Genomic DNA, 23,690 nt, shown 5'->3' on the forward strand with positions numbered 1-23,690 from the left:
GGGGGCGTGCATGTTGTTGCTCATAAACCTGAACGGGACGGGGGGCGGTTACTGCGCGCATTCATCGCATCGGCAGATCTTCTCTTCGGGGCCGGCTTTTGCCGTCGCAGTTGCTGGATGCTGGCGGCCGCGAAGGCGATGAGTCGCTTTCGTTGTGAACAACGCAGGGCTTTGCTGTATCTGCCCCTCGCTGCGCGCAGGTGCGACAACGTGTCGCACGGGATTGCCCGCTTTTGCTGCGCGAAATCATTGTCAATCCCTTTCTTAAGTGGTGTGTGAAGGCCTAAAATTGCGGGGCTGAAATCTGACAACCCCCTACATGTCTCCCCGGTGGGCAATCCCCGGGCGCTTGTTTGCGTTTGCATGTATGGGCTTGCCAGGTGCGGCTCTCCCTCGCAATTGGATCGACCGATGATTCCGTTGAAAACTCTTGGACGCTTTTTGCGTCCGGGCCTCATTGTCGCTATGGCCGTCTTGATGACGGGCTGCGACTGGGCCCTGTTTGACCCCAAGGGCCAGATCGCCCGGGACGAACTCACGCTGCTGATCACCTGTACGGTGCTGATGCTGCTGGTGGTCATCCCAGTGATCGTGCTGACGCTGGTGTTCGCGTGGAAGTACCGCGCATCCAACACCAAGGCCCGTTACGAGCCCAACTGGTCTCACTCCACCGCCATCGAAGTGGTGGTCTGGTCGATCCCGTGCATGATCATCCTGGTCCTGGCCGTGCTGACCTGGCGTTCTTCGCATGCGCTGGATCCGTACAAGCCGCTGGAGTCCGATACCAAGCCGGTGGTGATCGAAGCGATCTCGCTGGACTGGAAGTGGCTGTTCGTCTACCCGGAAGAAAACATCGCCGTGGTCAACGAGCTGACCTTCCCGGTTGATGCCCCGCTGAACTTCAAGATCACCGCCGATACGGTGATGAATGCGTTCTTCATTCCGCATCTGGGCAGCATGATCTACTCGATGGCCGGCATGGAAACCAAGCTGCACCTGATCGCCAACGAGGCCGGCAGCTATGAAGGCCGTTCCTCGCATTACAGCGGTGCAGGCTTCAGCAAGATGCATTTCACCGCGCACGCGGTGAGCAACGAGGAATACCAGGCCTGGTTGGCCAAGGTGCGCGGCGATGCCAAGGTCATGGACCAGAAGGCATTTACCGAACTCACCACCGAGCAGAACCACGACTGGCACCCGGTGACCTATTACGGCAGCACCGAGAAGGGCCTGTTCGACGCCATCATTGCCAAGCATGCCGGTGAGAACCACCACTTCGGCATGAAGCACGATGGCAAGAAGATGTCGCACGAAGGTGCTGGCCACGAGGCGATGCAGGCCGAAGCCATGGACCACGCTGCGATGGGCCATGACGCGATGGACCACGCCGCCATGAGCCACGAGGCTCCTGCCGCCGCTGCGCCTGCTGCCGCCACGGCTGACGGCCACGCCGGTCACACTGCCAACGAGCCCGCCGAAGCCGCACATGCCGGCCATGGCGCCTCGGGAGAATGACGATGCTTGGAAAACTCTCTCTTGATTCACTGCCGCACGATCCGATCGTGCTTACCACCCTCATCGGCGCGGTGCTGGGCGGCCTGGCTGTTGTAGCCGCGGTCACCAAGTTCAAGCTGTGGGGCTACCTGTGGAAGGAGTGGTTCACCTCGGTGGACCACAAGAAGATCGGCGCGATGTACCTGATCGTGGCGTTCGTGATGCTGCTGCGCGGCTTCTCCGACGCGATCATGATGCGTGCCCAGCAGGCCGTGGCCGCCGGCGGTGCCGAAGGCTATCTGCCGCCGCACCACTACGACCAGATCTTCACCGCCCACGGCGTGATCATGATCTTCTTCGTGGCCATGCCGCTGATCACCGGTTTGATGAACCTGGTGGTGCCGCTGCAGATTGGTGCGCGCGACGTTGCCTTCCCGTTCCTGAACTCGCTGAGCTTCTGGCTGTTCGTCGCAGGCTGCGGCCTGATGATGATCTCGCTGTGGATCGGTGAATTCGCGGCGACCGGCTGGTTGGCGTTCCCGCCCTTGTCAGGCTTGGAATACAGTCCAAGCGTCGGTATGGATTACTACATCTGGGCGCTGCAGGTCTCCGGCCTGGGTACCACGCTGAGCGGTATCAACTTCTTCATCACCATCCTCAAGATGCGTAGCCCGGGCATGAAGCTGATGCACATGCCGGTGTTCAGCTGGACCGCCCTGGTCACCAACCTGCTGATCATTGCTGCCTTCCCGGTGCTGACCATCACCCTGGTGCTGCTGACCCTGGACCGTTACCTGGGTACGCACTTCTTCACCAACGATGGTGGCGGCAACGCCATGCTGTACATCAACCTGATCTGGATCTGGGGTCACCCCGAGGTCTACATCCTGGTGCTGCCGGCATTCGGTGTGTTCTCTGAAGTGATCGCCACGTTCTCGCGCAAGACCCTGTTCGGCTACAAGGGCATGGTCTACGCCACCTGTGCGATCGGTGTGCTGTCGTTCCTGGTGTGGCTGCACCACTTCTTCACCATGGGCTCGGGTGCCAACGTCAATGCCTTCTTCGGCATCACGACGATGATCATCTCGATCCCGACCGGCGTGAAGATCTTCAACTGGCTGTTCACGATGTACCGCGGCCGCGTGCACTTCACCTCGCCGGTGTTGTGGACGATCGGCTTCATGGTCACCTTCACCATCGGCGGCATGACCGGCGTGATGTTGGCGATCCCGGCCATCGACTTCGTGTTGCACAACTCGCTGTTCCTGATTGCCCACTTCCACAACGTCATCATCGGCGGCGTGGTGTTCGGCATGTTTGCCGGTATCACTTACTGGTGGCCGAAGATGTTTGGCTTCACCTTGAATGAAACCTGGGGCAAGCGCGCGTTCTGGGGTTGGTTCATCGGCTTCTACGTGGCCTTCATGCCGCTGTACGCACTGGGCTTCATGGGTGCTACGCGTCGTATGCAGAGCTACCCGAACATGGACTACCAGCCGTACTTCATCGTTGCCGCTGTCGGCGCCGCGATCATCGCCCTCGGCATCCTGTGCCAGGTGATCCAGATCGCCGTGTCCATCCGCGACCGCAAGAAGAATGCTGACCTGACCGGCGATCCGTGGGATGCCCGTACCCTGGAGTGGGAAACCGCTTCCCCGGTGCAGTTCTACAACTTCGCCACCCTGCCCAAGGGTGAGGAGCTGGACGAATTCTGGCACCGCAAGCAGCGCGGCGAAGCCTGGCAGAAGCCGGCCAAGTACAGCGACATCCATATGCCGAAGAACACCGGTACCGGTGTTGTCATCGGCGCGTTCAGCCTGGTGCTGGGCTTTGCGATGGTCTGGCACATGTGGGTGCTGGCCATCATCGGCCTGGTCGGCATGATCGCCACCTTCATCTACCGTACCTTCGACAAGGACGTGGATTACTGGGTGCCGGCTGCCGAGGTGGAACGTATCGAGAACGAACACCGTAAGCACCTGGAAGCTCAGGGCTTGGTGAAGACCGAGGTGAAGGCATGAGCACGAACGCCCACACGATGACCCACGGTTCCGCAGCGCACGCTGCGGACCATGGCGATGACCATCACGAGCATCACGACACCAGCGAGAACACCGTCTTCGGTTTCTGGGTGTACCTGATGAGCGATCTGCTCATCTTCGCCACCCTGTTCGTGACCTATGTGGTTCTGTCCGGCGGCACCAATGGTGGCCCGTCGGCCAAGGACCTGTTCGAGCTGCCGTTCGTGGCGTGGGAAACCGCGCTGCTGCTGGTGTCCTCGCTGACCTTCGGCCTGGGCATGATCGCCATGCACCAGTCGAAGAAGGGCCTGATGTTCTTCTGGCTGGCCATCACCTGGCTGCTGGGTGCCGGCTTCATGGGCATGGAAATCTGGGAGTTCAACCACCTGATCCATAACGGCCACGGCCCGGACAAGAGTGCCTTCCTGTCGGCGTTCTTCGCCCTGGTTGGTACCCACGGTCTGCACGTGACCGCTGGTCTGCTGTGGTTGGCGGTGATGTTCATCCAGCTCAAGCAGGATGGCCTGACTCCGCGCAACAAGACCCGCATGGCGTGCCTGAGCCTGTTCTGGCACTTCCTGGATCTGGTCTGGATCGGCGTGTTCTCTGTCGTTTATCTGTCGGGAGCGATGTAATGTCCGCACATGACAATCATGCACACGGTGCCGCTGGCGAGAGCCACGGCAGCGTCAAGTCTTACCTGATCGGCTTCGTGCTGGCTGCCGTGCTCACCATCATCCCGTTCTGGGTGGTGATGAGTGGTGGCATGTCCAGCTTCGCCACCGGCGCGGTGATCGTGGTTGCAGGCATCCTGCAGCTGCTGGTGCACCTGGTGTTCTTCCTGCACCTTGATCGTTCCTCGGCTGCCCGCTGGAACGTCAATGCCGGCATGTTCACCCTGGTGGTGATCGGCATCATCGTGCTGGGTACGCTGTGGGTCATGTGGAACATGAACGCCCACATGATGCACTGAGCGGTTTGATCGCTTGATGCACAGCAAAGGCCGCCGCAAGGCGGCCTTTGTTTTTGTTTTTTTTGTAGTGCCGAGCCATGCTCGGCAAAGGCGTTCCCGACAATACATCCGCCAGCCGCAGTTGTAGGAGCGGCGTAAGCCGCGAAGCTGACCATATTCCAGGGATCAGCATTCCTGGGATCTGCAGAATCACGGGCTTCGCGGGGTACGCCGCGCCCCCAAAATTTGGGTGGCTTTTGGGTGGAACCCCAGCCCCGCAAGGCTCCGCCCGAAGCCCGTGGACCCCACCATAGGGGCAGGCCAACGGAGGGCTGGGGGAAGGGGTGGCTTTTGGGCTTTTCAGGCGTTGCCAGCTTCGCGGCTTACGCCTGCGGTCTGGCTTCAGCTGTTGCGGCTTACGAAATCGGCGGCCGCCATTGGCCGGCCGAGGTGATAGCCCTGCAATACATCGCAGCCAAGTTCGCCCAGGAAATTGCGCTGCGCTTCGGTTTCCACACCTTCGGCGACCACCTGCAGCTGCAGCGTGCGGCCCAACGCGATGATCGAGGAGACGATGGCCGCATCCTCGCTGTTGTGCTCCAGGTCGCGGACGAAGGCGCGATCGATCTTCAGCTCGGTGGCCGGCATGCGCTTGAGATAGAGCAGGCTGGAGTAACCGGTGCCGAAGTCGTCGATGGCGATGCGTACGCCCATCGCGGTCAGCGCTTCCAGCATCTGCAGGCTGGCGTCCACGTCCTTCATCGCCGTGCTTTCAGTCACTTCCAGGGTCAGTTGGCGCGGGTCCAGCGCATGGCGTTCCAGCGCGCAGCGCACGGTTTCCACCAGCGTCGGCGAGGCGAACTGCAGGGGAGACAGGTTCACCGCCATCGACCAATCGGTGTTGCCGGCGTCATGCCAGGCACGCAGCTGCGCGCAGGCCGCGTCCAGCACCCACTCGCCGATCTGGATGATCAAGCCGCTGCGCTCGGCAACGGGAATGAATACATCGGGCGACAGCATGCCGAGCTCTGGATGGTTCCAGCGCAGCAGCGCTTCAGCACCGTTGGCGCGGCTGCCGCCGGCCGGGAATTTCGGCTGGTAATGCAGCACCAGCTCATTGCGCGCGGTTGCGTGACGCAGGTCCTGCAGCAGGCGCAGGCGTTGGCGGGTGCCGGCCTGCATTGTCGAAGTGAAGAACGCGTGGCCGTTTCGCCCACTGTGCTTGACGTGATACATCGCCGCATCGGCATGCATCATCAACTCGCGCTCGTTGCTGGCGTCCTCCGGGTACAGCGCGATGCCGATGCTGGTGCTGACCAGCAGCTCGGCATTGTCGATCAGGAACGGCGCGCTGATGGCGGCGCTGATCTGTTCGGCCATCAAGGCGGCATCGTCGGGTGTGTCGATGGCCATCACGATGACGAACTCATCGCCGCCGAGTCGGGCGAAGGTGTCCTGGCTGCGCAGCAGGGCGCTGACTTTTTTGCTGAACTGCACCAGCAGGCGGTCGCCGAGCTGGTGGCCGTAGGCATCGTTGACGTTCTTGAAACCGTCCAGGTCGCAGAACATCAGGGCAAGGCCGAACTCGCGGCGATTGGCCTTCTCGATCGCCCGTTCGATGCGGTCCTGCAGCAGTACCCGGTTGGGCAGTTGGGTTAGCGGGTCGTGCAGCGCGGCCTGCACCAGCTTTTCATTGGCGTTGGCCAGCGAGTGGGCCAGTATGCCGGTACGCAGCCGCATCTGTCCGTCGAAGACCGAGGCCAGCAGCGCGACCGCCAGGGTGGCGATGGTGGTGACGATGACCAGGCCGGCGAGCAGATGTGTATCCAGCCCGCCGTCGCTGATGGCCCCGCAGATCGCGTCGGCAGGGAAGCGCGCGGCGGCCATGCCGGTGTAGTGCATGCCGACGATGGCCACACCCATCACCAACGATGCGAGCAGGCGCATCGGCATCAGGCGCGGCTGTTCATGGCGCAGGCGTTGTGCGATCCACAGTGCCGCCGCCGAGGCGCCAATGGCGATCAGGATCGAAAGGGTGAACCACGCCGGGTCATAGTCGATGCCGGGTTGCATCTGCATCGCGGCCATGCCGATGTAGTGCATGGCCGCGATGCCCAGGCCCATCAGCACCGCGCCGGCCAGCAGGCGGCTGAGCGGCAGGTGCTGGCGGGAGACCAGCCAGAGCGCGTACATCGATGCGCCAACGGAGGCCGCCAGCGAGCAGGTGGTGAGGAAAAGGTCGTAGCCGACGGGGATCGGCAGCTTGAAGGCGAGCATGCCGATGAAATGCATCGACCAGATGCCCAGCCCCATCGCCGCTGCGCCGCCTATCAGCCAGATGCGTGCCGCCCGTCGACTTTGGCTGCTGGCCACGCGCGCGGACATGTCCAATGCGGTGTAGGAGGCAAGTATTGCCACCAACAACGAGACGACGACGAGGCCCTGGTTGTAACTGCCGATCATGCGGATTCCTGAACATCGTGACGGAGCAAAGCCCCGCTTACCTAGCGGCAGCAGTGGCGGGGACTTTAGCTGTCGCAGCGTTTGCGACATCGGTGGGCTATCCTGCGGCGCTGACGCAGATAGGAATGTTCATGGCCAAGACCCGCAGCGCATACGTCTGCAGCGAATGTGGCGCCGAGTACAGCAAGTGGCAGGGCCAGTGCACCGAATGTGGTGTATGGAACGTGCTGAGCGAGATCGTGCTGGAGACCGCCGCCGCGGCAAAGGCGCCGGCGGCACGCCGCAGTGGCTGGGCCGGCAAGGTCGAGGCGCCCAAGATCACCGCCTTGAAGGATGTGCAGCAGACCGAGCATCTGCGGGTTTCCACCGGCATCAGCGAGTTCGACCGGGTGCTGGGCGGTGGTTTGGTGGAAGGTGCGGTGGTGCTGGTCGGCGGTGATCCGGGCATCGGCAAGTCCACCCTGCTATTGCAGGCGGTGGCGAAGATGGCCAGCACCTTGCCGGTGCTGTACGTCACCGGTGAAGAGTCGCTGTCGCAGGTGGCCGGCCGGGCGGTGCGCCTGGACCTGCCACTGGAGGGCATCAACGCACTGTCCGAGACCGGTGTCGAGAACATCCTGCAGCACGCGGTGAAGGCGCGGCCCAAGCTGATCGTCGCCGACTCGGTGCAGACCTTGTGGACCGAGGCGCTGACGGCCGCGCCGGGTTCGGTCAGCCAGGTGCGTGAGAGCGCGGCGCGGCTGGTGCGCTTCGCCAAGGAGACCGGCACCGCCGTATTCCTGGTGGGTCATGTCACCAAGGAGGGCGGCATTGCCGGCCCGCGCGTGCTCGAGCACATGGTGGATGCGGTTCTGTATTTCGAAGGTGAAAGCGGTAGCCGCTTCCGCATCCTGCGCGCCTTCAAGAACCGCTTCGGCGCGGTCAACGAACTCGGCGTGTTCGCGATGGGCGAAAAGGGCCTGAAGGAAGTACCCAATCCCTCGGCGATCTTCCTGTCCGGCGGCAGTACCCGCCAGCCCGGCAGCTGCGTGATGGTCACCCGTGAAGGCACGCGCCCGTTGCTGGTGGAGGTGCAGGCGCTGGTGGATTCCTCGCCGTTGTCCAACCCGCGGCGGGTGGCGGTGGGTCTGGAACAGAACCGCTTGGCAATGCTGCTGGCGGTGCTGCACCGTCATGGCGGCGTGCTGGTCGGCGACCAGGACGTGTTCGTCAATGTGGTTGGTGGTATCCGCGTGCAGGAAACCGCCGTCGATCTACCGGTGCTGCTGGCGGTGTTGTCCTCGCTGCAGGACCGGCCGCTGGCGGAGAAGACCATTGCCTTTGGCGAAGTGGGTTTGTCCGGCGAGATCCGCCCGGTGCCCAATGGCGAGGATCGCCTGCGCGAAGCGGCGACGCATGGCTTCAAGCGCGCCATCGTGCCCAAGGCCAATGCGCCCAAGGCCGGCACGGTGAAGGGTATGGAAGTGATCGCAGTGGAGCGTCTGTCGCAGGCGCTGGAAGCGGCGATGGAGTGAGGGCGGCTGTAGTGCCGAGCCATGCTCGGCAGAGGCTTTCCCGGGAATGCCCAGCGTAGTGCCGAGCCATGCTCGGCAGGGGCCTTATCAAAGACCCAGCCCGTAGGAGCGGCGTAAGCCGCGAAGCTGATAGTCGATCAGATTGCAGGCATAGCCGGCGTTTCATTGCAGCCAGCTTCGCGGCTTGCACCGCTCCTACAAGATGGCGGTGGGCTGATGCATTGCCGGGAAGGCCCCTGCCGAGCATGGCTCGGCACTACCGCCTACCGCCTACCGCTTATCGGCCGCGGCCGAGGATCAGTTCGATCACGAACTGGCTGCCGAAGAAGGCCAGCAACAGCAGCGCCATCGCGGTCAGCGTCCAGTGCACGGCCTTGCTGCCGCGCCAGCCATAACGGCGGCGGCCGATCAGCAAGGTGCCGAAGACGATCCACGACAGCACGCTGAGCACGGTCTTGTGCACCAGCTTCTGCGCCAGCAGGTTGTCGACGAACAACACGCCGGTCAGCAGGGTCAGGGTCAGCAGGCAGAAGCCCACCGTGATCGTGCGGAACAGCAGGGTTTCAAGGTCGGCCAGCGGTGGCAGGGCACGCAGCCAGGGGCGGAAGTCGCGGCGGCGCAGCGCCCGCTCCTGCAACCACAACATGATCGCCAGCAAGGCCGCCACGCTCAGGGTGGCGTAGGCCAGCAGTGCCAGCCAGGCGTGGGTGGCCAGGCGCCAGCCCAGCAGCTTGCTCGGTTCATGGCCGTAGCCGTGGTAGGCCAGCAACAGGATCGCCGCCATCGGAAACACAACCACGCCCAAGGCCGACATCCGCCCGCGTGCACCCACCACGGAGGTCAATGCCGCCATGCCCAGGCCCACCAGCGACAGGGCTGCGAAGAAGTGCATGTCCGGCCCCCCCGCGGTGTTCATCGCCACCATCAGGTGGTAACCGGCATGCAGCAGCACCGCACCGATGGTGGGCAGCAGCCAGTTGCGGGGCGGTGGGCTGCGTTCGCCGGCCAGCCCGCGGACCAGCAGGGCGGTGGACACCAGATAGAGGGCGGTGGCGATGAGAACGATTGTCATCGATGCAGTTTCGCATACAGGCCCGTCGCTGGCGACGTGAACCGGCGGTGGCGGCGGCTGGCCGCTATACTTACCGCCTCTGTTTCCACGATTTCCGCAGGTTCCGTCGCATGTTCGAGTCACTGACCCAGCGCCTTTCCGGCACCATCGAGCGCCTGCGTGGGCGCGGCCGCCTGACTGAAGAAAACATCCGCGAGGCCACCCGCGAGGTGCGCATCGCCCTGCTGGAGGCCGATGTGGCCCTGCCGGTGGTGCAGGCCCTGATCGAGAAGATCAAGGTCCGCGCGGTTGGCCAGGAGGTGCTCAAGTCGCTGACCCCGGGCCAGGCCCTGATCAAGGTGGTGCGCGATGAGCTGACCGCTGTCATGGGCGCCCAGGCCACCGACCTGAATCTCAATGTGCCGGCGCCGGCCATCATCCTGATGGCGGGCCTGCAGGGTGCGGGCAAGACCACCACGGTCGGCAAGCTGGCCAAGCACCTGAAGGAAAAGCGCAAGAAGAAGGTGATGGTGGTGTCCGCCGACGTTTACCGTCCGGCCGCCATCGAGCAGTTGAAGACCCTGGCCGAACAGGTCGGCGTACTGTTCTTCCCGTCCGCCCCGGACCAGAAGCCGGTGGACATCGTCCGTGCCGCCATCGAAGACGCGCGCAAGTCGTTCGCCGACGTGCTGCTGGTCGATACCGCCGGCCGCCTGGCCATCGACGAAGCGATGATGGCCGAGATCAAGGCCCTGCACGCGGCGGTCAACCCGGCTGAAACCCTGTTCGTGGTCGATGCCATGACCGGCCAGGACGCCGCCAACACCGCCAAGGCCTTCGGTGAAGCGTTGCCACTGACCGGCGTGGTGCTGACCAAGACCGACGGTGACGCCCGTGGCGGTGCCGCGCTGAGCGTGCGCTACATCACCGGCAAGCCGATCAAGTTCACCGGTACCGGTGAAAAGGTCGACGGCCTGGACGTGTTCCATCCGGAACGTGTGGCCAGCCGCATCCTCGACATGGGCGACGTACTGTCGCTGGTGGAGCAGGTCGAGCAGCAGGTCGACAAGGACAAGGCTCAGAAGCTGGCCGAGAAGGTCGCCAAGGGCAAGAAGTTCGACCTGAACGACATGCGCGACCAGCTGGAGCAGATGCAGAACATGGGCGGCATCGGCGGCCTGATGGACAAGCTGCCGGGCTTGGGGCAGATTCCCGAGCACCTCAAGGCGCAGGTCAGCCAGAGCAAGGAAGTGCCGCGCATGATTGCCATCATCGGCTCGATGACCAAGAAGGAGCGCCGCAACCCGGGCCTGCTCAATGGTTCGCGTCGTGCCCGCATCGCGCGTGGCTCCGGCACCCAGCCGGCCGACGTCAACAAGCTGATGAAGCAGTACATGCAGATGGAAAAGATGATGGGCAAGCTTGCCGGTGGCGGCATGAAGGGCATGATGCGCAACATGAAGGGCATGCTCGGTGCCATGGGTGGCAAGGGCGGCCTGCCGTTCCGTTGATAACGTTTGATTCCAACCGGTTGAACAGGGAGTGGTGCATGAAGAACAGGATGTATCTGGTTTTGGCGGTGCTGGCGCTGAGCGCCTGCGGTGAGGATCGCTCGCTGTCACAGAAGGCGGGCAGTGCGATCAGCGGCACTGCCACCGACTTCGTTGCCGGTCTGGGCGAAGGCGTCGACAAGCGCATGTCGCTCAAGCTCGACGTCGCCCCGGAAGTGGTCAGCAACGGCATGACCGTGACCTTGGGCAAGAGCCGCGGCATGGGCTCCAAGGATGCGTCGGTGTATGTGGTGGCGACCAAGCCGTACAAGGGCGCGTTCCTGGCGCGTGCACTGGACGAATCCGGTGCCGAGATCGGCCGCTCACGGGTGGACGTGGATTTCGCTGCCGATGATGCGCAGTACGTGAACTTCACTTTCAACGAGGAGATGGACAGCCAGCTGGTGCGTTCCTACGCGCTTTCGCTGCGCTGAGTGGTGCGGGCATCGGCGGTATGATCACCGCCATGCACAACGCCCTCATCTCGACCCGGACCGAAGCGTTCTGCCAGCGCTTCGGTCTTGAACTTCCCATCCTGCTGGCGCCGATGGCCGGCGCCTGCCCGGTGCCGCTGTCTGCAGCGCTTGCCAACGCCGGCAGCATGGGCGCGATGGGCGCGGTGCTGTCCACGCCGGAACAGATCAGCCAATGGATGCAGGCGTTTGGCCAGCAGTCGCAGGGGCCGGCGCAGGTCAATCTATGGGTGCCGGATCCTGCTCCGCTGCGTGACCCTGCCGCCGAAACGGCGACGCGCGAATTTCTTGCGCAATGGGGACCACAGGTCGCGGCGGACGCCGGCGACGCCGGTCCTGCCGATTTTGATGCCCAGTTCGATGCGCTGATTGCCGCCCGACCCGCGGTGGCATCAACCATCATGGGCGTGTTTTCTGCTGCACAGGTGGCACGACTGCAGGCCGCAGGCATTGCCTGGTTCGCCTGCGCGACCACCTTGAGTGAAGCGCTGCAGGCGCAGGCCGCCGGTGCCGATGCAGTGGTCGCGCAGGGCCTGGAGGCGGGCGGTCATCGTGGTGCGTTTGACCCAGCGCTCGCCGAGCGGCAGATGGTCGGTCTGTTTGCCTTGCTGCCGCGTCTGGTCGATCACCTGAGCGTGCCGGTGATCGCTGCTGGCGGCATTGCCGATGGTCGTGGTGTCGCGGCCGCCCTGATGCTGGGGGCCAGCGCAGTGCAGGTGGGTACGGCATTCCTGGCCGCCGATGAATCCGATATTCCTGCGGCGTGGAAACAGGCGCTGGCTGTTGCCGAGCCCGAAGCCACGCGCGCGACGCGGGCCTTCAGTGGCCGACTTGGACGCGCCCTCGATACCGCTTATGTGCGCGCTGCCGAGGCGGCCGACGCGCCAGTGCCACGTCCCTATCCGGTGCAGCGCGGACTGACCGCCGGCATGCGCAAGCAGGCCAGTGCCGCCAACCGGCTCGACGCGATGCAGGCCTGGGCAGGGCAGTCGGCATGGCTGGCCAAGCGCGCACCGGCGGCAGGGATCCTGCGCGCGATGTGGGCGCAGGCGCAGGCGTTGCCGTGACGGTGCTGTTCTGCAACGGGCAACTGGCCGATGCCGGCGCCTTGAGTGCGGCGTTGGTCAATTACGGTCACTTCACCTCGCTACAGGTGCGCGCTGGCGCGGTGCAGGGTTGGGCGCTGCACCTGCAGCGGCTGCAACAGGGTACGCGCGAGCTATTTGGGGTTGAACTGGATTGCGAGCAGGTCGTGGCATGGTTGCGGCAGGCACTGCAGCAGCTCGATGCGGCGGATGCGTCGGTGCGGATCACAGTGTTCTCGCGGCAGTTCGATTTCCGCCAGCCGCTGCGTGCAGTGCCGGTGGATGTGTTGATGGCCATCGCCGCGCCGGCATCGATTCCAGCGATTGCGCGTTCAGTGCTGCCGCTGCCGTATCAACGCGAGCTGGCGCATATCAAGCACGTGGGAACCTTCCCGCTGTTCCAGTTGCGCAGGCAGGCGTTGCAACGCGGATTCGATGACGCCTTGTTTGTCGATGCGCAAGGCCGCATCAGCGAAGGCACGACCTGGAACCTGGCGTTCTGGGACGGCACCAAGGTGTGCTGGCCACAGGCGTCGGCGCTGCGCGGCAGCACCGAGCGCCTGCTGATGGATGGCTTGGCCGCGCTTGGTCAGTTGCAGCATCACGCCGACGTGCACGTGCCGACGCTGGCCCGGTGCAATGGCGCGGTGGCATTCAATGCCTCCGGTATCTGGCCATTGGCCGCAATCGGTGAACAGCGGTTGGAACAGTCCGATGTGTTGTTGGTTCGCCTGCAATCCGCATTGGCGCAGACGCCCTGGCTGCCGCTCTGAAGGATTGGGTGGGCTGGGCTATTTGGCTGGGGTATGTGGGTGGGGGCTGGCCGCGCACTGCGCGTATTCCCGTTGGCTCAGCTTGTGGTCCTTGTTGCTGTCGCAGTGCTGCAGTCGCGCAGCAACACCCGGCGGATAGACACCTATTTCGGACAGGGTGACGATTCCATCCTTGTCTTTATCCAGCTCTGTATAGCTTGGCAAGGTGGTGTCAGCGGGTGGTGCGGCCAGTGCCAATGAATAGCCGCCAATGAGTAAAACTGCTGCCAGTATCGTTTGTGCTGATCGGGACATGCGCATCACGTTCTCCTCCAAGCCGGACCATCCGGCTGTCTGCCGGCATAGCAGGCGCCGCCAGGCCTTTGCGATAGGTGAAAAATAGCGGGCGACGGTGTTTGTTGCGATGCTCGGTTCATCTGTCGTTGGCTGGAAAGGGAAGCGCGCTGATTCCAGCCACACGAACAGCGTGCTATTGATCTGCCTTGTTCCGTCATCAGCGTTGGGAGGAGCAGCATGTTATTTGAACTGGGCTGGCCGCAGGCTCCCATTCAATGGGTAGTGGGCGTGCTGATTTTCATCGCGCATTTGCTGGTGGCCGCGCGCGCGTTGACCCGGCCCAACCGTGCACCGGCGTCGCGCGCGGCGTGGGTGGCGGTGATCATGCTGGCGCCATTGCTGGGCATGTTCGCCTATCTGCTATTGGGTGAAACCAATATTGGACGTGCGCGTGCGCGCCGCCTGCGGCAGACCGTTCGAATGCTGCAGGCGGCGGGCGATCCGCACGACACCGCCGCTGCGGAAATCGATGGCAAGGCTGCATCCTTGTTTGCGCTGGCGCAATCGATCAATGGCTTTGTGCCACAGCCGGGCAACCGGGTCGTGCTGCTGGGTGCCGCGCAGTCGCTAGCGAACGCCCCCATGGAGGATTGCCGTGCAGCCATGGATCAACTGGTGCAGGACATCAGCCAAGCGCAGCAGAGCGTGCATATCGCCTTCTACATCTGGCTGGATGATGGTGCCGGTGGCCGCGTTGCCGACGCGGTAGCGGCGGCTGCCAGGCGCGGTGTCGCCTGCAGGGTGATGGTGGATGCGCTGGGCTCGCGGGCCTTCAGTGGCAGCCCCCGCTGGTCGCAGCTGCAGCAGGCCGGGGTCAAGCTGGTGCGCACCCTGGATGATCTGACCCGCCTGCAGCATGTGGCCTTCAGCCGCATGGACCTGCGCGATCACCGCAAGATCGTGATCATCGACAACTGCATCGCCTATTGCGGCAGCCAGAACTGCGCCGACCCGGAGTTCCGGGTCAAGCCGCGCTATGCACCGTGGATAGACCTGCTGCTGCGTTGCCAAGGCCCGGTGGTGGCGCAGATACAGCGTTTGTTTCTCAGTGGCTGGATCCCGGAAACCGGAGAGCAGGGGCTGGATGCTTTCGCAGCAGCGACGATGCAACCGCAGTTCGACGATGGCTGTCTGGCCATGGCGTTTGAAACCGGCCCGGTTACCCGCCACAACGCGATGACTGATATGTTCGTGGCCTGCATCTATGCGGCGCGCCATGAGCTGATCATCAGCACGCCGTACTTCGTGCCGGACGAAGCACTGCTGCGCGCGATCTGCGCGGCACCACGACGGGGCGTACGCACAAGGGTGATCTTCCCCAGGCACAATGATTCCTGGCTGGTGGGGCAGAGCAGTCGCAGCACCTATGCCGATCTTCTGCAGTGTGGCGTGGAGGTCCACGAGTATCCGCTGGGCCTGCTGCACGCCAAGTCACTGACCATCGATGGCGAGATCGCCTTGATCGGCTCGGCCAACATGGACCGGCGCAGTCTGGAGCTGAACTTCGAGAACAATCTTCTGATTGCCGACAACGCGGTTACCGCCGGCATCGTGCAGCGGCAGGAGGGCTATCTGTCGGTATCCGAGCCTGTGCTGTTGCCACAGGTGATGGCGTGGCACTTGGCCACGCGCTTGGTGCGCAACGCCGTAGCAATGATGTCGCCGGTGTTGTGAGGCGAAGCCTCAGGCGGCCGGTGCGCTATCGCCGCGCAGCAGGCCCATGAACTCGCCGAACAGGCGCCGGTCGATCAAACGCCCGCGGTCGTTGGCCAGGATCTCGATGGCGCGCTGCATCGGCATCGGGCCGCGATACGGGCGCTGTGAAGTCATCGCATCGAAGCCATCGACGATGGTCAGGATGCGTGACTCAAGCGGAATGTCTTCGCCCTGCAGACCGTGCGGATAGCCGCTGCCATCCCAGGCTTCGTGGTGGTGTCGAATCAGTTTGGCAACAGCCTTGGCGTCACTGCGGCCGGTGGCGGCGAACAGGCGTGCACCGCGCTCGGGATGGGTGCGCATGACCGATATCTTGTCTTCGTCCAGTTTGCCCGGATGCAACAGTACGTCGTCACGGATGCCGATCTTGCCGACATCGTGGAATCGTGCGGCAAGCACCAGATGGCCGATGCGCTCCTCGGACAGGTCGCAGCGGCGGCCCATGGCCTGGGCAAGTTGCGACACGCGATCGCAGTGATGGTCGGTATAGCTGTCGCGCTGGTCCAGCGCGGCTGCCAATACATCGATGGCGCAGGAGCTGTCATCCGGTGGATGCGACAGGCCCACGGGCGTGGTGATGGTCAACATGATGACGGAGCCGCGTGGGGGGCGGCTGCGAGCGTAAGAGAGGGGGCGTTATTTTCAACGCCCTTTCATCGTCACGCAATCTTTACCAATTGATTTATTCAGCTGTTTGCGGGGCGCAGTGTGGTCAACAACGCACGTGCAGCGTTGAAACGGTCGGCGCTTTCCGGCAGCGGATGTTTGATGCGCAGCTTGTCCGGGCCATCCATCTGGTAGAGCTTGGGCTGCTTCTGGATCAGCTGGATCACCACCATCGGATCGATGTTGGGCTTGCTGTCGAACACGATGCGGCCACCGTTTTCGCCAAGCTCCAGCTTGCGGATGCCCAGTTCGTTGGCCTGCAGCTTGAGCTCGGCGATGGCGAACAGGTGCTTGACCGGATCCGGCAACAGACCGAAACGATCGATCATTTCCACCTGCAGTTCGCGCAGGCGCTCGTTGTCACGCGCCGAGCTGATGCGCTTGTACAAGGTCAGGCGGGTGTGCACGTCGGGCAGGTAGTCTTCCGGGATCAGCGCCGGCACATGCAGTTCGACATCGGCACCGCGTGCTTCTTCGCCCGCATCCAGGTCCGGCAGCTTGCCCGACTTGATCGAACGCACTGCGCGCTCCAGCAGCTCGGTGTAGAGGCTGAAGCCGATCTCGGCCATCTGCCCGCTCTGGTCTTCGCCGAGCAGCTCGCCTGCACCGCGGATCTCCAGATCGTGGGTGGCCAGGGTGAAGCCCGCGCCCAGCTCGTCCATCGAGGCGATGGCATCCAGGCGCTTCTGCGCGTCCGGGGTGATGGAGCGCTTGTCCGGCACCAGCAGGTAGGCGTACGCACGGTGATGCGAACGACCAACGCGACCACGCAGCTGATGCAACTGCGCAAGACCGAAGCGGTCGGCGCGGTTGATGATGATGGTGTTGGCGTTGGGGATGTCGATGCCCGATTCGATGATGGTGCTGGCCAGCAGCACGTTGAAGCGCTGTTTCTGGAAATCCAGCATCACCCGTTCCAGCTCGCGCTCCGGCATCTGCCCATGGGCCATGCCGATGCGTGCCTCGGGCACCAGTTCGGACAGCTCGCGCTGCATCCGCCCCATGCTTTCCACATCGTTGTGCAGGAAATACAGCTGGCCGCCACGTGACAGTTCACGCTGGAACGCCTCGCGCAGCTGCGCATTGTCCCAGGCGGTGACAAAGGTCTTCACCGCCAGTCGGTTCGGCGGCGGCGTGGCGATGATCGACAGATCACGCAGCCCGGCCATCGCCATGTTCAAGGTACGCGGGATCGGCGTGGCGGTCAGGGTCAGCAGGTGCACGTTGGCGCGCATGGCCTTCAACGCTTCTTTCTGGCGCACGCCAAAGCGCTGCTCTTCGTCGACGATGACCAGGCCGAGGTCCTTGAACTTCACATCCGGCTGCAACAGGCGGTGCGTGCCGATGATCACATCGATGGTGCCTTCGGCCACCTTGTCGAGCTCGGCCTTGATTTCCTTGCTGGTCTTGAAGCGCGACAGCACTTCCACGCGCAGCGGGTAATCGGCGAAACGGTCGCGGAAGTTGCGGTAGTGCTGCTCGGCCAACAGCGTGGTCGGCACCAGCACGGCCACCTGCTTGCCACCGCTGGCCGCGGCAAAGGCCGCACGCACGGCGACTTCGGTCTTGCCGAAGCCGACGTCGCCGCAGACCACGCGGTCCATCGGCTGGCTGGACTGCAGGTCACGCAGGGTGGCTTCGATCGCGGCCTGCTGGTCGGGGGTTTCCTCGAACGGGAAGCCGGCCGCGAAGGGTTCGTACATGGCGCGGTCGATATCCAGCGCCAGCCCGGCGCGGGCGCGGCGACGCGCCTGGATCTCCAGCAGTTCGGCCGCCACGTCGCGGACCTTCTCGGCGGCCTTGCGCTTGGCCTTGGCCCATTGCTCGCCGCCCAGCGAGTGCAGCGGCGCGGTTTCCGGCGACGCGCCGGAATAACGGCTGATCAGGTGCAGCTGCGCGACCGGCACATACAGGCGGTCGCCCTTGGCGTATTCGATCTCGAGGAATTCGCCGGGCATGCCGCCGACATCCATCGCTATCAAACCGCGGTAGCGGCCGACGCCGTGGTCTTCATGGACGATGGGCGCGCCTTCGGTCAGTTCGCCCAGGTCGCGGATGATGGACTCGGGCTCACGTCCGGCACGACGCGTACGCCGCGGCTGACCGGCGCGCTCCGGGAACAGCTGGCGTTCGGTGAGCACGGCCAGGGCCGGCTCGCTGAGCGCAAAGCCGTCATCCAGCGGCGCAACGGTAATGGCGAAGCGACTAAGCCCCTCTCCCTTCGGGAGAGGGGTTGGGGAGAGGGTAGGGGGCGTAAGCCCACCAGCTGTCTGGCTTTGGCTAGCAGCCTTACCCCTATCCGACCCTTCAGGCCACCTTCCCCCGATGGGGAAAGGGAGGAAGTCGTTGAAGCTGGGCACAACCTCAGGCCGCAGCTCCGCCGCCTGCAGCACTTCCAACAAGGCCTCACGCCGTCCCGGCGAATCCGCCGCGATCAGCACCCGACCCGGGTAGTGCTCGATGAAGGACTTCAATGCCTGCCCTGCCGGTGCATCCTTGGCAGCGACCGGCAACGGCGGCAGTGGCTGGTCACCCAGCGGCTGCGCTTCGGCGGCGCGCGGATGATCGGCCGCGCACACTTCCACGCGCGGCAGTTTGTTGAACTGCTCGCGCAGCTTGTCCGGCGACTGGTAGATCTCGTCAGGCGGCAACAGCGGTCGCTCGATATCGTGGCGACGTTGTTCGTAGCGGCTGTTGGTCTGCAGCCAGAACGCATCGGAGGCTTCGCTGACGCCGCTGCCGAGAACGGTCATGAAACCGTCCGGCAGGTAGTCGAACAAGGTCGCGGTCTGGTTGAAGAACAGCGGCAGCATGTATTCGATGCCCGAGGGCAGCAGGCCGGCCTTCAGGTCCTGGTACAGCGGACTGCGCCGGGTATCCACGTCGAAGCGTTCGCGCAGCGATGCGAGTACCTTGTTGAGGCTGGCCTCATCCATAGGCACTTCGCGGCCGGGCAGCATCTTCACTGCCGTCACCTTGTCCAGCGAACGCTGCGATTCCGGGTCGAACTCGCGGATGGAGTCGATATCCTCGTCCAGCAGCTCGATGCGCAATGGCGCATCGGCGCCCATTGGATAGACATCAAGCAGGCCGCCGCGCACGGCGAAATCACCGGGATCCATGACCTGGGCGACATTGCGGTAACCGGCGCTTTCCAGGCGACGCTTCTCCGCATCCATGTCCAGGCGCTGGCCAACCTTCAGGTCGAAGCTGCCACCGACGATATAGCTCAGCGGCGCCAAACGCTGCAGCAGCGTCTGCACCGGCACCACGACGATGCCTTGCTTCAGCGTCGGCAGGCGGTGCAATGCGGCCAGACGCTGCGAAATGATGTCCGGGTGCGGGCTGAACTGGTCGTAGGGCAAGGTTTCCCAGTCGGGGAACGGCACTACCGGCAGCTGGCTGTCCGCGCCCAGCAGGGTCTGCAGGTCGGCCACCAGCTGATGCGCGCTCTGGTTATCGCGGGTGATCAGCAGCAGCGGCTTGGCGTGGGCCTGCGCCGCGCAGGCGACATGCCAGGCCAGGGCGCTGCTGGAAGCCGGGGCGCGCCACCAGGCGCGGAGCTGGCCCGAACGGGGCAGCGGCGGAATGGGGTAGGTGATAGGCGACATGGACCGCAAATTTTACCAGATGCGCCCCTGTCGCCCTGCCGGGCAGGTCCGATTTGCGACGCCGGGCGGCGCACTGGCCCTAAAAGCGACAGGCGCCTTGCCGGCGCCTGTCGGGAGATGAGGTCTGGAACCGCTGCTCAGGTCGCCAGTTCCAGCACCATGCGTACCAGTCCCGGGGCAGCCGCTGGGTGAGGCACCTGCTTGAAGCCCAGCGAAGCGGCCAGTTGCAGCATCGGCTCATTGTCCTGGGCGATGTCGCCGTACAGGCGATCAAGGTATTTGCCACGCGCCCATTTGACCAGTTTGCGCATCAATTGCCGGCCGAGACCTTGGCCGGCCAGGAAGCGGCTCACCAGGATTGCGTATTCAGCGTCACGGGTGCCGGGAATGATGGACGCCCGGGCCACTGCGCCCACCAGTGCCTCGCCCGGTGGCAGCGGTTCGGCTGCCACCAATGCGATCTCGGTTTTTGGATTGGGATGGGTCAAGCGTTGCGCAGTCTCATCAGACAATGATTCGACCGACTGCAGGAACTTGTCGCGCACTTCTTCCGGCCCGAACAGGGCAAACGCGCCTTGCAGTGGTGCACCGTCTTCAGGGCGGATAGGTCGTATCAGCAGCTCTCGGCCGCTGGGTGCCTTGAAATTTTCATGCCACGGGGGCATGCGGTTGCGAGTGGCCATGACTACGTTTCCTCCAAAGTCGCCTGATTCTGTCACCGTGGCTGCTACGTTCTGTGAACGCGGTCCAAAGCGGCTGCAGTTTGGCGGCGATGCCCGTCACTCGGGCGTCTTCAGCCACTCCAGCCGGGTTGAGGCGCCGGTTTCTCCCAGATGCTGCTTCAGCACGGGCAGGGCCGGGGCCAGCACCTGCTCGAACTGCCAGGGCGGGTTCAGCAACAGCATCCCGCTACCATTCAGACGCAGGGGGGAGTCATCGGACCTCACCATCAGCTCGGTGACCAGGATGGACTTGGCCGGCAGCGCGGCCGCCTTGCGGAAAAACGGTTGCAGGGTACGACGCTGCTTGATCGGGTACCAGACCGCGCATTGCGCCTGCGGCACTCGGGTCAGGATCTCACGCAAGGTTGAGATGATCAGCGGGTACTCGGCATCCTGCACCTCATAGGGTGGGTCGATCAGCACCAACGCCCGGCCGATCTTGATGGCGCCGCTCTTCGGTGGCAGGAAGGCGCGGATGGCTTCGTAGCCATTGCCTGCATGCACCTGTACCCGCCGGTCGTGCGCGAACAGTTCCTTGAGCGCGGTGACCTCGTCCTTCTGCAGCTCGCAGGCGGCCATGCGGTCCTGTTCGCGCAGGGCGCGCGCGGCCAGCAGCGGCGAACCAGGGTAGGAGATCAGGGCGCCGACCGGGTTGTCGGCCTGGACGGCACGCAGGTACTGCTCGACCACTTCCGGCAAGGCCGGGGCGGCCATCAGCCGCAGCACGCCTTCATCGATTTCGGCGGTTTTGCGGCTTTCCTCGGCGGACAGCAGGTAACGGCCGCGGCCGGCATGCGTGTCCAGGACGAAGAAGGGCGAGTCTTTGCGCTTGAGCGCGTCGATCATCGCCAGCATGACGATGTGCTTGAGGACGTCGGCGTGGTTGCCGGCGTGGAAGGCGTGGCGATAATTCATCGGCGAAGTTTACGGCTTGCGGCGTGGTGTGGGCGTTTTCATTGGAGGGAGCCGGCTGGGCGCCTGTGTGCGCAGCGGTGCCGAGGGCCGATCCGGCTGTTTCCACGGCGTGCCGATTGCTGCCGGCCGCTGGCGTCTGCAGCAGGGCCAGCTATGCTGATGCAATGTCCAGCCAACCTGCCCGGGTACTCGTCGTCGAAGACGAGGCCGCCATCGCCGACACCCTTCTTTATGCGCTGCGCAGCGAAGGCTATGCCGCCAGTCACTGCACGCTGGGCCGCGAAGCACTGGCCTTGCTGCGCCAGCATGGCGCCGATGTGGTGGTGCTGGACGTCGGCCTGCCCGACCTGGGCGGTTTCGAGGTCTGCCGTGAACTGCGCACTTTCAGCCAGGTGCCGGTAATTTTCCTGACCGCCCGTAACGACGAGTTCGACCGTGTGTTGGGGCTGGAGCTGGGGGCCGACGACTATGTGACCAAGCCGTTCTCGCCGCGCGAGATGGTGGCCCGGGTGCGCGCGCGACTGCGCCGGACTGCGTCAGTTGCAGCCGAAGAGGGTGGCTGGAAGCTGCTGGGGCGGTTCGCGATTGACCACGACGGCCGCCGTATCCGCTACGACGAGGCGCTGCTGGACCTGACCCGCTACGAATACGCCTTGCTGGCAGCACTGCTGCAGCGGCCCGGGGCGATCCTGAGCCGGTCGCAGTTGATGGAGCGTGGCTGGGACCACGCCAGCGACAGCACCGACCGTACCGTCGATACCCACGTCAAAACCCTGCGCGCGAAGCTGCGTGCGGCCGGCGCGCAGGGCGAACCGATCCGCACCCATCGCGGCGTCGGCTACGCCCTGGATGTCTGACCGATGCGGATCGGGCTGAAGCTGTTCCTGGGGTTCTTCCTGATTGTCGGCATCGCCGCGTTCTTCGTGATGCGTGTGTTCGTCAACGAAGTGAAGCCCGGCGTGCGCCAGGCGATGGAGTCCACCCTGGTGGACGCGGCCAATGTGCTGGCGGTCATGGCTGCGCCGGATCTGAAGGCCGGCCATATCGGCGATGGTGACTTCGCCGCGCGCTTGGCCACCGCCCAGCGCCGCGATCCCAAGGCGATGGTGTGGCGGTTCCCCAAGCGCAGCATCGATTACCGGGTGACGGTGACCAATGCGCAAGGCATCGTGGTCTACGACTCACGCGGGCAGGACGTGGGCCGCGACAACTCGCGTTGGAATGATGTCTACCGAACCCTGCGCGGCGAGTACGGGGCACGCTCCAGCCCGGAGATTCCGGGCGACGAAACCAACACCGTCATGCACGTGGCCGCGCCGATGTACGACCCGGCCGATGGCCGCACGCTGATCGGCGTGCTGACGCTGTCGCAGCCCAACGACACCATCGATCCCTTCATCGTTGCCAGCCAGCGCGCCATCATCGCGCGTGGCGCCTGGTTGATCGGGCTGTCGGCCTTGATCGGCCTGCTTATGACCTGGTGGTTGTCGCGCGGTATCAGCGGACTGAATCGTTATGCCAAGGCGGTGAGCGCCGGTGAGCCGGTGCCACCGCCGAAGCGGCGACGCGACGAGATCGGCGACCTCGGCCAGGCGCTGGAAACGATGCGCCGCAAGCTCGAAGGCAAGGCCTATGTCGAGCAGTACGTGCAGTCGCTGACCCACGAAATGAAGAGTCCGCTGGCGGCGATACGTGGCGCTGCCGAACTCCTGCAGGAGCCCTTGCCGGAAGCAGACCGGCAGCGTTTTGCTGCCAACATCGTGCAGCAGGAACGGCGCCTGACCGAAACCATCGACCAGTTGCTGCGGCTGGCTGAGGTTGAACAGCACGGCTGGCTGCAGCGGCGTACCGAGGTGGATCTGGTCGCGGTCTGTCGCGCGTTGGCCGAGGATGCGGCGCCACGTCTGCAGGCGGGGCAGATCGAACTGGATGTGGAACTGCCGGAGCGCGCAGCGGTGCTGGGCGATACCTTCCTGCTGCGGCAGGCGCTTTCGAACCTGCTGGACAACGCGATCGCGTTCTCCGCGCCGGGTGGCCGCATCGTGCTGAGTGTGCAACACCAGCAACAGAACTGGCGCATCGCCGTGCGCGACAACGGCCCCGGTGTGCCGGGATACGCGCAGGAGCGGGTGTTCGAGCGCTTCTATTCGCTGGCGCGGCCGGGTACGGGACAACGCAGTTCCGGCCTGGGCCTGCCATTCGTGGCCGAGGTGGCGCGCCTGCATGGCGGCGTTGCGCAGCTGGGCAACCATCCCGAAGGTGGCGCCGAAGCGCGCCTGCTGCTGCCGGCCGGCTGACTTCACATTCGCTTCAAACTCGGCACAAACCCTGCTCACCGGCCGCATTCA

The 23,690-nt window shown here is 64.2% G+C and carries 19 protein-coding genes; 12 read left to right on the forward strand and 7 right to left on the reverse strand.

Annotated elements, in window-relative coordinates; genetic code table 11:
- The first annotated feature begins 411 nt into the window (after positions 1-411).
- Genes cyoA through cyoD form a run of 4 tightly spaced genes read left to right on the forward strand, consistent with a single transcriptional unit; the run spans position 412 to position 4,488 of the window.
- Positions 412-1,515, forward strand: a complete 1,104-nt coding sequence (gene cyoA, locus ACVOLQ_RS15275; RefSeq protein ID WP_313169190.1) for a ubiquinol oxidase subunit II — start codon at positions 412-414, stop codon at positions 1,513-1,515.
- Between the two features lie 2 nt (positions 1,516-1,517).
- The gene (gene cyoB, locus ACVOLQ_RS15280; RefSeq protein ID WP_481528513.1) at positions 1,518-3,515 is read left to right on the forward strand and encodes a cytochrome o ubiquinol oxidase subunit I; all 1,998 of its coding nucleotides are present in this window, start codon (positions 1,518-1,520) and stop codon (positions 3,513-3,515) included.
- Positions 3,512-4,150, forward strand: a complete 639-nt coding sequence (cyoC, locus tag ACVOLQ_RS15285) for a cytochrome o ubiquinol oxidase subunit III (protein ID WP_481528514.1) — start codon at positions 3,512-3,514, stop codon at positions 4,148-4,150. Before cyoB ends, cyoC begins: the two co-directional genes overlap by 4 nt.
- The gene (gene cyoD / locus ACVOLQ_RS15290) at positions 4,150-4,488 is read left to right on the forward strand and encodes a cytochrome o ubiquinol oxidase subunit IV (RefSeq protein ID WP_313169194.1); all 339 of its coding nucleotides are present in this window, start codon (positions 4,150-4,152) and stop codon (positions 4,486-4,488) included. The genes cyoC and cyoD overlap by 1 nt, the downstream gene beginning before the upstream one ends.
- Positions 4,489-4,869: 381 nt before the next feature.
- Here cyoD and ACVOLQ_RS15295 read toward each other — a convergent pair whose 3' ends face one another.
- Positions 4,870-6,930, reverse strand: a complete 2,061-nt coding sequence (locus ACVOLQ_RS15295) for a putative bifunctional diguanylate cyclase/phosphodiesterase (RefSeq protein ID WP_481528515.1) — start codon at positions 6,928-6,930, stop codon at positions 4,870-4,872.
- 131 nt (positions 6,931-7,061) lie between these two features.
- Here ACVOLQ_RS15295 and radA point away from each other — a divergent pair, with 131 nt between their 5' ends.
- Positions 7,062-8,444 carry a DNA repair protein RadA gene (gene radA / locus ACVOLQ_RS15300; protein WP_481528516.1) on the forward strand — a complete coding sequence of 461 codons (1,383 nt, stop codon included), beginning with the start codon at positions 7,062-7,064 and terminating at the stop codon, positions 8,442-8,444.
- Positions 8,445-8,721: 277 nt separating this feature from the next.
- Here the strand turns inward: radA and ACVOLQ_RS15305 are convergent, their stop codons facing one another.
- Entirely contained in the window at positions 8,722-9,516 is a 795-nt protein-coding gene (locus ACVOLQ_RS15305) for a cytochrome C assembly family protein (RefSeq protein WP_313169200.1), read from the reverse strand.
- Positions 9,517-9,626: 110 nt separating this feature from the next.
- Between ACVOLQ_RS15305 and ffh the strand changes: the two genes are divergently transcribed.
- From ffh to ACVOLQ_RS15325, 4 genes are read left to right on the forward strand one after another with little or no spacing between them, the layout of a single operon-like run.
- Positions 9,627-11,006: a signal recognition particle protein gene (gene ffh / locus ACVOLQ_RS15310; RefSeq protein WP_313169202.1), complete on the forward strand. Its 1,380-nt coding sequence runs from the start codon at positions 9,627-9,629 to the stop codon at positions 11,004-11,006.
- A gap of 38 nt (positions 11,007-11,044) precedes the next feature.
- Positions 11,045-11,479, forward strand: coding sequence for a hypothetical protein (locus ACVOLQ_RS15315; protein WP_481528517.1), 435 nt, complete (start codon positions 11,045-11,047; stop codon positions 11,477-11,479).
- 32 nt (positions 11,480-11,511) lie between these two features.
- Entirely contained in the window at positions 11,512-12,585 is a 1,074-nt protein-coding gene (locus ACVOLQ_RS15320) for an NAD(P)H-dependent flavin oxidoreductase (protein WP_313169205.1), read from the forward strand.
- Positions 12,513-13,376 carry an aminotransferase class IV gene (locus ACVOLQ_RS15325; RefSeq protein ID WP_481528518.1) on the forward strand — a complete coding sequence of 288 codons (864 nt, stop codon included), beginning with the start codon at positions 12,513-12,515 and terminating at the stop codon, positions 13,374-13,376. Before ACVOLQ_RS15320 ends, ACVOLQ_RS15325 begins: the two co-directional genes overlap by 73 nt.
- 18 nt (positions 13,377-13,394) lie before the next feature.
- Here ACVOLQ_RS15325 and ACVOLQ_RS15330 read toward each other — a convergent pair whose 3' ends face one another.
- Entirely contained in the window at positions 13,395-13,676 is a 282-nt protein-coding gene (locus ACVOLQ_RS15330; RefSeq protein WP_481528519.1) for an EF-hand domain-containing protein, read from the reverse strand.
- A 213-nt stretch (positions 13,677-13,889) separates the two neighbouring features.
- Here ACVOLQ_RS15330 and cls point away from each other — a divergent pair, with 213 nt between their 5' ends.
- Entirely contained in the window at positions 13,890-15,386 is a 1,497-nt protein-coding gene (cls, locus tag ACVOLQ_RS15335) for a cardiolipin synthase (RefSeq protein WP_481528520.1), read from the forward strand.
- 9 nt (positions 15,387-15,395) lie between these two features.
- On the opposite strand, the gene ACVOLQ_RS15340 is transcribed toward cls, so the two are convergent.
- From ACVOLQ_RS15340 to ACVOLQ_RS15355, 4 genes are all read right to left on the reverse strand, one after another.
- Positions 15,396-16,016, reverse strand: a complete 621-nt coding sequence (locus ACVOLQ_RS15340) for an HD-GYP domain-containing protein (protein WP_313169213.1) — start codon at positions 16,014-16,016, stop codon at positions 15,396-15,398.
- A gap of 98 nt (positions 16,017-16,114) precedes the next feature.
- Positions 16,115-19,705, reverse strand: a complete 3,591-nt coding sequence (mfd, locus tag ACVOLQ_RS15345) for a transcription-repair coupling factor (RefSeq protein ID WP_313169215.1) — start codon at positions 19,703-19,705, stop codon at positions 16,115-16,117.
- A gap of 137 nt (positions 19,706-19,842) precedes the next feature.
- Positions 19,843-20,388 carry a GNAT family N-acetyltransferase gene (locus ACVOLQ_RS15350; RefSeq protein WP_313169217.1) on the reverse strand — a complete coding sequence of 182 codons (546 nt, stop codon included), beginning with the start codon at positions 20,386-20,388 and terminating at the stop codon, positions 19,843-19,845.
- 96 nt (positions 20,389-20,484) lie between these two features.
- Complete coding sequence (locus tag ACVOLQ_RS15355; protein WP_481528521.1) at positions 20,485-21,342, reverse strand: 23S rRNA (adenine(2030)-N(6))-methyltransferase RlmJ; 858 nt, start codon at positions 21,340-21,342, stop codon at positions 20,485-20,487.
- Between the two features lie 164 nt (positions 21,343-21,506).
- Between ACVOLQ_RS15355 and creB the strand changes: the two genes are divergently transcribed.
- Both creB and creC read left to right on the forward strand, forming a co-directional pair.
- Complete coding sequence (gene creB / locus ACVOLQ_RS15360; protein ID WP_481528522.1) at positions 21,507-22,199, forward strand: two-component system response regulator CreB; 693 nt, start codon at positions 21,507-21,509, stop codon at positions 22,197-22,199.
- A gap of 3 nt (positions 22,200-22,202) precedes the next feature.
- Complete coding sequence (creC, locus tag ACVOLQ_RS15365) at positions 22,203-23,639, forward strand: two-component system sensor histidine kinase CreC (RefSeq protein WP_481528523.1); 1,437 nt, start codon at positions 22,203-22,205, stop codon at positions 23,637-23,639.
- Positions 23,640-23,690 lie beyond the last annotated feature (51 nt).

It is taken from the genome of Stenotrophomonas sp. STEN031 (assembly GCF_056759975.1).

Bases quoted from the DNA above. Each gene is read 5' to 3' on its own strand.
- mfd (WP_313169215.1), bottom strand. From the start codon at position 19,705: ATGTCGCCTATCACCTACCCCATTCCGCCGCTGCCCCGTTCGGGCCAG.
- cyoD (WP_313169194.1), top strand. From the start codon at position 4,150: ATGTCCGCACATGACAATCATGCACACGGTGCCGCTGGCGAGAGCCAC.
- cyoB (WP_481528513.1), top strand. From the start codon at position 1,518: ATGCTTGGAAAACTCTCTCTTGATTCACTGCCGCACGATCCGATCGTG.
- ACVOLQ_RS15315 (WP_481528517.1), top strand. From the start codon at position 11,045: ATGAAGAACAGGATGTATCTGGTTTTGGCGGTGCTGGCGCTGAGCGCC.
- ACVOLQ_RS15340 (WP_313169213.1), bottom strand. From the start codon at position 16,016: ATGTTGACCATCACCACGCCCGTGGGCCTGTCGCATCCACCGGATGAC.
- radA (WP_481528516.1), top strand. From the start codon at position 7,062: ATGGCCAAGACCCGCAGCGCATACGTCTGCAGCGAATGTGGCGCCGAG.
- ffh (WP_313169202.1), top strand. From the start codon at position 9,627: ATGTTCGAGTCACTGACCCAGCGCCTTTCCGGCACCATCGAGCGCCTG.
- creB (WP_481528522.1), top strand. From the start codon at position 21,507: ATGTCCAGCCAACCTGCCCGGGTACTCGTCGTCGAAGACGAGGCCGCC.
- ACVOLQ_RS15355 (WP_481528521.1), bottom strand. From the start codon at position 21,342: ATGAATTATCGCCACGCCTTCCACGCCGGCAACCACGCCGACGTCCTC.
- ACVOLQ_RS15320 (WP_313169205.1), top strand. From the start codon at position 11,512: ATGCACAACGCCCTCATCTCGACCCGGACCGAAGCGTTCTGCCAGCGC.
- ACVOLQ_RS15350 (WP_313169217.1), bottom strand. From the start codon at position 20,388: ATGGCCACTCGCAACCGCATGCCCCCGTGGCATGAAAATTTCAAGGCA.
- ACVOLQ_RS15325 (WP_481528518.1), top strand. From the start codon at position 12,513: ATGGCTGGCCAAGCGCGCACCGGCGGCAGGGATCCTGCGCGCGATGTG.
- cyoC (WP_481528514.1), top strand. From the start codon at position 3,512: ATGAGCACGAACGCCCACACGATGACCCACGGTTCCGCAGCGCACGCT.
- ACVOLQ_RS15330 (WP_481528519.1), bottom strand. From the start codon at position 13,676: ATGCGCATGTCCCGATCAGCACAAACGATACTGGCAGCAGTTTTACTC.
- ACVOLQ_RS15305 (WP_313169200.1), bottom strand. From the start codon at position 9,516: ATGACAATCGTTCTCATCGCCACCGCCCTCTATCTGGTGTCCACCGCC.
- ACVOLQ_RS15295 (WP_481528515.1), bottom strand. From the start codon at position 6,930: ATGATCGGCAGTTACAACCAGGGCCTCGTCGTCGTCTCGTTGTTGGTG.
- creC (WP_481528523.1), top strand. From the start codon at position 22,203: ATGCGGATCGGGCTGAAGCTGTTCCTGGGGTTCTTCCTGATTGTCGGC.
- cyoA (WP_313169190.1), top strand. From the start codon at position 412: ATGATTCCGTTGAAAACTCTTGGACGCTTTTTGCGTCCGGGCCTCATT.
- cls (WP_481528520.1), top strand. From the start codon at position 13,890: ATGTTATTTGAACTGGGCTGGCCGCAGGCTCCCATTCAATGGGTAGTG.